At 67.2% G+C, this 11,456-nt stretch carries 6 protein-coding genes; all 6 read right to left on the bottom strand.

The features are described from left to right. Positions 1-130 precede the first annotated feature (130 nt). A complete protein-coding gene (pyk, locus tag AC5RTT_RS18375) occupies positions 131-1,621 on the bottom strand; it encodes a pyruvate kinase (RefSeq protein WP_494011075.1) in 1,491 nt (496 codons plus the stop codon). Positions 1,622-1,692: 71 nt separating this feature from the next. After that, positions 1,693-3,150, bottom strand: coding sequence for a glutamate synthase subunit beta (locus AC5RTT_RS18370; RefSeq protein WP_494011074.1), 1,458 nt, complete (start codon positions 3,148-3,150; stop codon positions 1,693-1,695). After that, a complete protein-coding gene (gltB, locus tag AC5RTT_RS18365; RefSeq protein WP_494146394.1) occupies positions 3,143-7,756 on the bottom strand; it encodes a glutamate synthase large subunit in 4,614 nt (1,537 codons plus the stop codon). Before gltB ends, AC5RTT_RS18370 begins: the two co-directional genes overlap by 8 nt. Before the next feature lie 262 nt (positions 7,757-8,018). Then, positions 8,019-9,173 carry a prolipoprotein diacylglyceryl transferase gene (gene lgt, locus AC5RTT_RS18360; protein ID WP_494146393.1) on the bottom strand — a complete coding sequence of 385 codons (1,155 nt, stop codon included), beginning with the start codon at positions 9,171-9,173 and terminating at the stop codon, positions 8,019-8,021. Between the two features lie 3 nt (positions 9,174-9,176). After that, positions 9,177-9,989, bottom strand: coding sequence for a tryptophan synthase subunit alpha (trpA, locus tag AC5RTT_RS18355; protein ID WP_494146395.1), 813 nt, complete (start codon positions 9,987-9,989; stop codon positions 9,177-9,179). Between the two features lie 11 nt (positions 9,990-10,000). Then, positions 10,001-11,320, bottom strand: a complete 1,320-nt coding sequence (trpB, locus tag AC5RTT_RS18350; protein WP_494146392.1) for a tryptophan synthase subunit beta — start codon at positions 11,318-11,320, stop codon at positions 10,001-10,003. Positions 11,321-11,456: the final 136 nt, after the last annotated feature.

Genomic DNA, 11,456 nt, shown 5'->3' with positions numbered 1-11,456 from the left:
AACAAAGCTCGAGGGCCTGAGCCCGGTGCAATACCGAACCCAGGCCCTCGCGGCTTAGGATCTTATTTGGCCAGTCCAACTATCGGGGACCAGTTCAAACCGGCAGGGGTCCTTTTCGTGGTCAGAAAGGCTAAGCCTTCTTCTTCCTTTCCGGCCAGGGGCCGAGCTTTTCCTTGTTGCTGATGACATCCCCCGCGCGGGTGGAGTCGGCAAGGTCGCCCACCTTGTGGACCTTCAGCGAGTTGGTGGAACCGGCCTTTCCGGGAGGGGAACCGGCGGCGATGACCACAAGGTCACCGTCCTGCACAAGGCCCATTTCTTCGAGGCTGCGGTCAACCTGCGCGGTCATGGCATCGGTGTGGTCCACCATCTGCACCAGGACCGGCTGGATGCCCCACGTCAGCGCCAGCTGGTTCCAGACCTGCTCCACGGGAGTGAACGCGAACACCGGCTTGATCGGGCGCAGGCGGGACAGGCGGCGGGCCGAGTCGCCGGACTGTGTGAACGCACAGATGTACTTTGCGTCCAGCTGGTCGGCGATTTCGACGGCGGCACGGGTGATGGCGCCGCCACGGGTCTTGGGCTTGGTCCCCAGCGGGGGGACGCGCTCCAGGCCGTGGACCTCGGTGGACTCGATGATCCGGGCCATGGTCTTGACCGTGTCGATCGGGTACTTGCCCACGCTGGTCTCACCGGACAGCATGACGGCGTCGGCACCATCCAGCACGGCGTTGGCGCAGTCGGAGGCCTCCGCACGGGTGGGGCGCGGGTTGTCGATCATGGACTCCAGGACCTGGGTGGCCACAATGACGGGCTTGGCCCAGCGGCGTGCCAGCTCAATGGCGCGCTTCTGCACGATCGGCACTTCCTCCAAAGGAAGCTCCACGCCCAGGTCGCCACGGGCAACCATGATCGCGTCGAACGCGTCAATGATTTCCGGCAGCTGGTCAACAGCCTGCGGCTTTTCGATCTTGGCGATGACCGGCACACGTCGTCCTTCCTCGTCCATGATCTCGTGCACCCGCGTGATGTCCGAGGCGTCACGGACGAAGGACAGGGCCACCAGGTCCACGCCGCGGCGCATCGCCCAGCGCAGGTCGTCCTCATCCTTTTCGCTCAGCGCCGGCACGTTCACGGCCACGCCGGGCAGGTTGATGCCCTTGTTGTTGGACACCATGCCGCCCACGGTCACCTCGGCGACCACCTTGACGTCGTCGACAGCTACGGCGCGCAGGGCCACCTTGCCGTCGTCGATCAGCAGTGCGTCGCCCACGTTGACGTCCTCGGTGAGGCTCTTCAGAGTGGTGGAGCAGATGTCCTTGGTGCCGGGAACATCCTCGGTGGTGATGGTGAAGGTGTCACCGACGGCGAGGGCGTGCGGGCCGTCAACGAAACGGCCCAGGCGGATCTTGGGACCCTGGAGGTCGGCCATGATGGCCACGGCCTTGCCCAGGTCCGCTGCCGCCTTGCGGACGTTTTCGTAGGTGTTGTCATGCACGGTGTAGTCGCCGTGGCTCATGTTCATCCGGGCGACGTCAACACCTGCTTCCAGCACCGCGAGGGTGTTTTCATAGCTGGCAATCGCCGGGCCGAAAGTAGCCACAATTTTTGCGCGTCTCATATACCTACCCTATTGGTCACTTGCATTGGTTAAGTTGTCGCGGGGGTGAACTTCTGCCCGCAGGTGCAGCGCTAGAGGACGGCGATGGCGCGGTCCGTCGGCGCGACGGGAGCGGGAAGGATGGTGCTTCCCATCAGGTACTTGTCCACGGCGGCAGCCGCTGCGCGGCCTTCGGCGATGGCCCACACGATGAGGGACTGTCCGCGCCCGGCGTCGCCGGCCACGAAAACGCCCTCGGTGTTGGTCATGTAGTAGCCGTCGCGTGCCACGTTGCCGCGGCCGTCGAATTCGGCCTTCACCTGTTCAGTGATGCCCGCAGGCTCGGCGCCGGTGAAGCCCAGCGACAGGAACACCAGGTCCGCGGGGATGATGCGTTCCGTGCCGGCCTTGGGAAGGCGCTTGCCGTCAACGAATTCGGTCTCCGCGACCTTGACGCCGGTCAGCTTGCCGTCCTCGCCCACGAACTCGACGGTGGAGGCGAGGTATGTGCGCTCACCGCCTTCCTCGTGGGCGCTGGCCACCTCGAACAGGGTGGGGAACGTCGGCCAGGGCTGGTGCGCGGCGCGCTCGGCCGGCGGCTGCTTGCCGATGGCCAGCGTGGTCACGGACGCAGCACCGTGCCGGTGCGCGGTGCCGAGGCAGTCGGCGCCGGTGTCGCCGCCGCCGAGGATCACCACGTGCTTGCCCTGGGCGTGGATCTGGTTTTCGATGGTCTCCCCCGCCACGGCGCGGTTGGCCGGCACCAGGTAGTCCATGGCGAAGTGGATGCCGTCCAGGTCCCGGCCCGGGATGGGCAGGTCGCGCGGAACGGTGGCGCCGGTGCACACCACGACGGCGTCGTAGCGGCGCCGCAGCTGCTCCCACGTCACGTCGGTGCCGACGGCGACGCCGGTCCGGAAGCGGGTGCCTTCCGCCTTCATCTGCTCGACGCGGCGGTCCACCTGCTCCTTTTCCATCTTGAAGTCCGGGATGCCATAGCGGAGCAGGCCGCCGATCTTGTCATCGCGTTCGTAGACGGCAACGGTGTGGCCCACGCGGGTGAGCTGCTGGGCCACGGCCAGGCCGGCGGGGCCGGAGCCTACGACGGCCACCGTCTTGCCGGTGAGGCGCGCCGGCGGCAGCGGGTGGACCCAGTTGTTGTCCCACGCTTCGTCGATGATGGACACCTCAACCTGCTTGATGGTGACTGCAGGCTGGTTGATCCCCAGCACGCAGGACGCCTCACAGGGGGCGGGGCAGAGCCGGCCGGTGAATTCGGGGAAGTTGTTCGTGGCATGCAGCCGCTCGATCGCTTCCTCGCCCTTGTCCCGCCACATGAGGTCGTTCCACTCGGGAATCAGGTTGCCCAGCGGACAGCCCTGATGGCAGAACGGGACGCCACAGTCCATGCAGCGGCCGGCCTGGGCCTTCAGGGTGCCCTTTTCCTGCGCTTCGTAGACTTCCTTCCAGTCCATGATGCGGACGGGAACGGGACGGCGCGGCTGGGTTTCACGCTGGCGTACTTTCAGAAATCCGCGTGGATCAGCCACCGGTCACCTCCAGGATTCGAGACCATACTTCTTCGCCGTCGGGGTCAAGGCCCTCTTCGATGGCGTCGAGACGGGTTTGCAGCACGGCCGCGTAGTCGCGCGGCAGCACCTTGGTGATGCGGGCGGCGGTGTCGTCGAAGTTCTCGAGGAGGCGCGCAGCCAGCTGGGAGTCAGTTTCTTCAACGTGCTTGACCAGCAGGCCGTGCACAATGTCGCGGTCCTCGGCGTCCAGCTCGCGGAGCTGGAGTTCGCCGGACTGCAGGGCGTCCTTGTTGACCTTGGCGGTATCCAGGTCCAGGACGTACGCGGTACCGCCAGACATGCCGGCGCCGAAGTTGCGGCCGGTGCGGCCGATAATCAGGGTCTGGCCGCCGGTCATGTACTCGCAGCCGTGGTCGCCAATGCCTTCGACGACGGCGGTGGCACCGGAGTTGCGGACCAGGAAGCGTTCGCCCACCTGGCCGCGCAGGAACATCTCGCCGCTGGTGGCGCCGTAGCCGATGACGTTGCCGGCGATGACATTCGTCTCCGCCTTGAACACATTGGTGCGGTCCGGGCGGACGATAATCCGGCCGCCGGAGAGGCCCTTGCCCACGTAGTCGTTCGAGTCGCCGTACAGCCGCAGGGTGATGCCTGCGGGCAGGAAGGCGCCCAGGGACTGTCCGGCGGTACCGTTCAGCGTGACGTCGATGGTGTCCGTGGCAAGCACGTCGGTACCAAAGGTCTTGGTGACCACGTGGCCGAGCATGGTGCCCACGGAGCGATCCGTGTTGATGACGTCCACGGTGATCTTCACCGGGCTGCGGTCCGTCAGGGCCTCAGTGGACATGGTGATCAGCCGCTGGTCGAAGTGCTTGTCCAGCTCGTGGTTCTGGCCGGTCATGTTGCGCAGCGGAGCGTCGTCGTCGAACTCGAGCCCGTGCAGGATCGGGTCCAGGTCCAAGCCGTCGGCCTTCCAGTGGTCGATCGCGTCGCGGGTGTCCAGGACCTCGGCGTGGCCGATGGCCTCTTCCAGGCTGCGGAAGCCCAGCTCGGCCAGGATCTCTCGGACTTCCTCCGCCAGGAACTCGAAGAAGTTGACCACGAACTCGGGCTTGCCGGTGAACCGGGCGCGGAGCTCCGGGTTCTGCGTTGCAACGCCCACCGGGCAGGTGTCCAGGTGGCAGACGCGCATCATGATGCAGCCTTCCACCACCAGCGGGGCGGTGGCGAAGCCGAACTCCTCGCCGCCCAGCAGGGCTGCGATCACAACGTCGCGGCCGGTCTTCAGCTGGCCGTCAACCTGCACCACCACGCGGTCGCGCAGGCCGTTGAGCATCAGGGTCTGCTGCGTCTCGGCGAGGCCGAGTTCCCACGGGACACCGGCGTGCTTGAGCGAGTTCAGCGGCGAGGCGCCGGTTCCGCCGTCGTGGCCGGAGACAAGCACGACGTCGGCCTTCGCCTTGGTCACGCCCGACGCCACGGTGCCGATCCCGACTTCCGACACCAGCTTCACGTGCACGCGGGCCGAGGGGTTGGCGCGCTTGGCATCGTAGATGAGCTGCGCAAGGTCCTCGATCGAGTAGATGTCGTGGTGAGGCGGCGGGGAGATCAGGCCGACGCCGGGGGTCGAGTGGCGGGTGCGGGCCACCCAGGGGTAGACCTTCTGCGCCATCAGCTGGCCGCCTTCACCGGGCTTGGCGCCCTGGGCCATCTTGATCTGGATGTCGTCGGCGTTGGTCAGGTAGAGGCTGGTCACGCCGAAACGTCCGGAGGCGATCTGCTTGACGGCGGACCGGCGCTCCGGGTCCATCAGGCGGTCCACGTCCTCGCCGCCCTCACCGGTGTTGGACTTGCCGCCCAGCCGGTTCATGGCGATGGCCAGCGTTTCGTGGGCCTCCTGCGAGATGGAGCCGTAGCTCATCGCGCCGGTGGAGAACCGCTTGACGATGCTGGAAACGGGCTCAACTTCCTCGAGCGGAACCGCCGGGCGGTCGTTCTTGAACTTGAGCAGGCCGCGCAGCGTCATCAGGTTGCTGGACTGGTCGTCCACGCCCTTGGTGTAGGCCTTGAAGATGTCGTAGCGGCGTTCGCGGGTGGCGTGCTGCAGCCGGAAGACCGTCTCCGGGTTGAACAGGTGTGGTTCGCCGTCGCGGCGCCACTGGTACTCGCCGCCGCCCAACAGGGGGCGGTGGGGCTGCTCGATGCCGCCCTCGGGGTACGCCATCTGGTGGCGTGCCGAGACCTCGGCGGCGATGACGTCCAGGCCCACCCCGCCCAGCTGGGAGTGGGTGCCGGCGAAGAATTCGTCCACCAACTCCTGGCCGAGGCCGAGCGCTTCGAAGGTCTGGGCGCCGGTGTAGGACGCCACGGTGGAGATGCCCATCTTGGACATGATCTTCAGGACGCCCTTGCCGAGGCCCTTGATCAGGTTGTAGACGCCGTCCTGCGGGGTGACGCCGGTGACGTCGCCGGCAGCGATCAGCTGCTCCACGGATTCCATGGCCAGGTACGGGTTCACGGCGGACGCGCCGTAGCCGATGAGCACGGCCACGTGGTGCGTTTCGCGCACGTCGCCTGCCTCGACCACCAGGGCGGTCTTGGTGCGGTTGGCGCTGCGGAGCAGGTGGTGGTGCACGGCGCTGACCAGGAGCAGGGACGGGATGGGTGCCCACTGCGCGTTGGAGTCACGGTCCGAGAGCACGATGTACTGCACGCCGCGGTTGATGGCGCCGGAAACCTGCTCGCAGATCTCGGTAAGCCGGGAACGCAGGGCGTTCTCGCCACCCTCGGGGCGGTACAGGCCGCGGACCCTCATGGCCACGCGGTTGCCGTCGGCGTCCTCGATGTTGGCGATCTTGGCCAGCTGGTCGTTGTTGATCACGGGGAACGGAAGCTGGACCTGCTGCTGGCGGACCTGCTTGGTATCCAGCAGGTTGCCGGTGGGGCCGATGGCGCACGTCAGGGAAGTGACCAACTCTTCGCGGATGGCGTCCAGCGGCGGGTTGGTGACCTGCGCGAAGGACTGCACGAAGTAGTCGAAGAGCAGCCGGGGGCGCTTGGACAGCACGGCAACCGGGGTGTCGGAACCCATGGCGCCCAGCGGTTCGGCACCGGTGCGGGCCATCGGGCCCAGCAGGATCTTCAGTTCCTCGGTGGTGTAGCCGAAGGTGCGCTGGCGGATGTTCACGGACGCGGCCGTGTGGACCACGTGCTCGCGCTCGGGAAGGTCGTTCAGGTCGATCAGGTTGTCCTTGACCCAGTCTGCCCACGGGTTGGCGGCGGCAACCTCTGCCTTGACCTCTTCATCATCGATGATGCGGCCCGCGTCGGTGTCCACCAGGAACATCTTGCCGGGCGAGACGCGGCCCTTCTTGACCACCTTGGAAGGTTCGACGTCGATGACGCCCACCTCGGACGCGAAGACGATCAGGCCGTCTTCGGTGATCCAGAAGCGGCCGGGACGCAGGCCGTTGCGGTCCAGGGTTGCGCCCACGAGGTTGCCGTCGGTGAAGGACACGGCGGCGGGGCCGTCCCACGGCTCCATCAGCAGCGAGTGGTACTCGTAGAACGCGCGGCGGGCCGGATCCATGGTGGCGTGGTTTTCCCATGCCTCCGGGATCATCATCATGATCGCGTGCGTGATGGGGCGGCCGGAGAGCCACAGGAGTTCCGCCACCTCGTCGAACGATGCGGAGTCGGAGGCGCCGGGCGTGCAGATGGGGTACAGCTCTTCGGGCGCGTCGCCGAGCAGCGGGTTGGCCAGCTGGGACTGCCGTGCGCGCATCCAGTTGCGGTTGCCCTTGACCGTGTTGATCTCGCCGTTGTGGGCGATGGTACGGAAGGGCTGCGCCAGCGGCCAGGACGGGAACGTGTTGGTGGAGAAGCGCGAGTGGACAATAGCCAGCTTGGTCTTGAAGCGCTTGTCCGAGAGGTCCGGGTAAAAGGGCTCCAGCTGGGCGGTTGTGAGCATGCCCTTGTACACGATGGTGCGCGAGGACAGCGACGGGAAGTAGACGCCGAACTTGTTCTGGGCGCGCTTGCGGATACGCCAGGCGCGGGCATCGAGTTCGTTGCGGTCCAGTTCCTCGCCCGTGGCGGACCCGAGGAAGGGCTGGGAGAAGTAGGGCATGCAGGCGCGGGCCATCGCGCCCACCAAGTCGGCGACGACGGGCACTTCGCGCCAGCCGAGGACCTTCAGGCCCTCGTCTGCGGCTAGCCCCTCGATGCCGGCTTTCGCGGCATCGGCTTCCCGCCGTTCAGCAGGCAGGAACGCCGTGCCGGCCACGTACTGGCCGGGAGCGGGAAGTTCGAACTCGGTGACCGCCCGGAAGAACTCGTCCGGGATCTGCATCAGGAGGCCGGCGCCGTCACCGGTGCCTTCATCGGCGCCCACGGCACCACGATGCTCGAGGTTGCGCAGGGCGGTGAGTGCGGCGTCAACGATGTCGTACCCGGGTTCGCCGCGGAGCGTTGCGATGATCGCAAGGCCGCAAGCGTCCTTCTCCTGCTCGGGGTTGTAGAGCCCGGCGGCCTCCGGCAGGGCTGCGAAGCGCTTGAACGGCGACAAGGCAGCCTCGGGCTGATCCGGTTCGGACCAGCTGGGAGTGTGCAGAGTTTGGGTCATGGAAGACGTCCTTCCTCCTGATCGTGCGTATGGAAGGGACACCATTGGCCCCACTCGTCAGGCCCCAGATGATGGGCACAACAAAGTGTTACTACATGGAAATTGTAGGTCAGCCCGGCCTGCTGAACTAACGGTTGCAGAGGCCCCTGCCCAAGGCTCCAGCCGGCAGCAGCTCTATGCTGCGCGGGTGGGGCCCCATGCCACGACATTGTGGTTCCGGGAGCTCCGAGCGGTGGCTCTGCTGCCCTCGTGTGGCCGGCGCTTACTTGCTGGTGCCGGCCTCCGATGCGGATCCTGTGGCTGTGCTGCCGGAGTGTCCGGCAGCGGTGGCATCCGTCCCGGGCATTGCGCCGGAGGGTGCCGCCGTGGCCTCTTCCGTGGGGGCGGAATCGAGCCTGGAACCGTTTTGGTTATCAGGGAGATTATCACGCGCTTCACTATCTGAGACAACCGGGTCCGTATCACGGACCCCGTCTTCGGTGGCTCCAGCGTCGCCGGTGACGGCCGGTTCCGCCGGTTCCCGCCCCGGAAGATAGACGGTATCGGGCTCCGGGCGGCCCTTCCTGCCCAGCAGGATGAAGACCACCAGCGCAGTCACAAAGACGAAAATACTGGTCCAGACATTGAGCCGGGTGGTGAGGCCGAAGAGCGAGATCTGCTCCGCGTCATCGATCCGCATGGCCTCAATCCACACCCGTCCCAGGGTGTAGTACATGGCGTACAGCCAGAACAGCCGGCCGCGGCGGAAGTTGAACCTGCGGTCCAGGACGAGCAGGAGCGCGACGCCGGCAAGGTTCCAGAGCGATTCATACAGGAACGTCGGGTGGAACAGGGTCCCGGCGGGAACGCCCGCGGGGAAGTTCGCGTTGTCAGCGTCGATCTCCAGGCCCCACGGCACCGTGGTGGGCCCGCCGAAGAGTTCCTGGTTGAACCAGTTGCCCCAACGGCCAATGGCCTGGGCCAGCAGCAGGCCCGGCACGGCGGCGTCCATGAAAGCGGGAAGCCTGACGCCTGCACGGCGGCAGCCGATCCACGCGCCCAGGACGCCGAGCACCACGGCACCCCAGATTCCCAGGCCGCCGCGCTGGATCTGCGGGATGAGGGAAAGGTCGCCCGTGCCGTCGAAGCCGGGACCGAAGTAGGCGTCGGGCGACGAGAACACGTGGTACAGGCGGCCGCCGATGATGCCAAACGGAATGGCCCAGACCACGATGTCCCAGACGCTTCCCTCAGGCGCGCCGCGCTTGGCCCAGCGGACCGAGGTCAGCCAGAGACCCGCCACGATGCCCGCCAGGATGCAGAGGGCGTAGGCGTGGATGCGCAGCGTCCCCCACGGCAGGGGGATGTCGAATCCGGACCAGTCCGGGCTGGGAATGCTGGCGGGTACCAGGGCTGCTGCCTGGAGGAGGCTCTGCATTGGTTACGCTTCTTCCCTGGCAAGCCCGGAGCTGAGCTCCCTGGCAAGGGAGCCGACGGCGTCCACGCCGCCGGTACCCAGTGCGGACACCAATGCGGTGCCCACAATGACGCCCTCGGCGTAGGCGGCGATTTCGCGGACCTGGTCGGCGTTGGAGACGCCCAGGCCTACGCACACGCGCTCCGCCCCGGCGGCGTGCGCCGCGGCCACGACGTTCCGGGCGGCGGTGCTCACTGAGGAACGGGCACCGGTGACGCCCATGATGGAGACGGCGTAGACGAAGCCGCGGCTGGCGTCGACGGTCCGCTGCATGCGTTCGGCAGTGGACGACGGCGCAACGAGGAACACGCGGTCCAGCCCGTACTTGTCCGAGGCGGCCATCCATTCGTCGGCCTCGTCCGGGATGAGGTCGGGCGTGATGAGCCCGGCTCCCCCGGCCTCGGCCAGGCGACGGGAGAATTCGTCCACGCCCATCCGGACCACGGGGTTCCAGTACGTCATCACCAGGACGGCGGCGTCGGTCTTGCTTGTGATGCCGGCGACCACGTCGAAGACCTGCCGGACGGAGAAGCCGTTGGCCAGCGCCTGCGTGGTGGCGGCCTGGATGACCTGCCCGTCCATCACGGGATCGGAGTACGGGATGCCGACTTCGATCAGGTCGGCACCGTTCTCCGCCAGGGCGATGCCCGCGGCGATGCTTTCCTCCACGGAGGGGTAGCCGGCGGGCAGGTAGCCGACGAGCGCTGCACGGCCTTCGGCGCGGGCCTTGTCGATGGCCGCCGCCGACTTGCTGGTCGTCTGTGCCTTGCCCGTCATCTGCGCGCTGCTCACAACTGCTCTCCCTCTTTGCCGATTTCCGATTCCGCGGAATCCTTGTCCAACAGGTTGAACCACTCGGCGGCGGTGGCCACGTCCTTGTCGCCACGGCCGGACAGGTTCACGATCACGATCTTGTCCCGCGCGGCAGCGGCGTCCTCCGCGGCGAGGCGCTGGCCCACCTTGATGGCCCCGGCCAGGGCGTGCGAGGACTCGATGGCGGGGATGATGCCCTCCGTGCGGCAGAGGAGCCGGAAGGCCTCCATGGCCTCGCCGTCCGTGATGGGCTCGTAGTTCACCCGCCCGATGTCGGCGAGGTAGGAGTGCTCCGGCCCCACACCCGGGTAGTCGAGGCCCGCGGAGATGGAGTGCGACTCGATGGTCTGGCCGTCGTCGTCCTGCATAAGGTAGGAGCGGGCGCCATGGAGGACGCCGGGCTTGCCCAACGTGATGGTGGCGGCATGGCGTCCGGTGTCCACGCCGTCGCCGCCGGCTTCGAAGCCGTAGATCTTGACCGAGGGGTCATCGAGGAAACCGTGGAAGATGCCGATGGCGTTGGATCCGCCGCCGATGCAGGCACACACGGCGTCCGGGAGGCGCCCTTCCTGCTCCAGGATCTGCGCGCGCGCCTCTTCGCCGATGACCTCGTGGAAGTAGCGGACCATGGCGGGGAACGGGTGGGCCCCCGCAGCGGTGCCCAGCAGGTAGTGGGTGTTGTGCACGTTCGCCACCCAGTCGCGCAGGGCCTCGTTGATGGCGTCCTTGAGGGTCTGTGAGCCGCTGGTGACGGGAATGACGGTGGCCCCCAGCAGTTCCATCCGGGCCACGTTCAGCGCCTGGCGGCGGCAGTCCTCGGCGCCCATGTAGACCACGCACTCCAGCCCCATCAGGGCGGCGGCCGTTGCGCTGGCCACACCGTGCTGGCCGGCGCCGGTTTCGGCGATGACGCGGGTCTTGCCCATGCGCTTGGCGAGCAGGGCCTGGCCCAGCACGTTGTTGATCTTGTGCGATCCGGTGTGGTTGAGGTCCTCGCGCTTGAGGAACACCCGCACTCCCCCGGCGTGTTCGGAGAACCGCTTGGCTTCGGTCAGCAGCGAGGGGCGGCCCGAGTAGTTCTTGTTCAGGTCTGCGATCTGGGCCCGGAATTCGGGATCGTTCTTCGCCTTGTCGAAGGTCTCCTCGAGTTCGTCCAGGGCTGCGATCAGGGACTCGGGCATCCAGCGTCCGCCGTAGCTGCCGAAGTACGGCCCCGGGGCGTGCCGGAGGGAGCCGCCCGCCAGGAATGCGTCCGCGGCCTTGTTGTCAGCGTTTCCTGAGGGTGCGTCGGCCATCAGTCCCGTCCTGTTCGAAGTTGATCGGTCAAAAGTTTGGTCCGGCCGGGGCCGGGATGAGTGCCGGGCATCGCTGCCGTTCGTCCACGGCCGTGCGGCCGCGAGGCGGACAGCGCAGCAGGTCAGCCGCGGGCGG

It is taken from the genome of Arthrobacter sp. Y3221157 (assembly GCF_059089865.1).
Note: the sequence above shows the minus strand (reverse complement) of the source record. Positions and strands in the feature narration are given on the sequence as shown.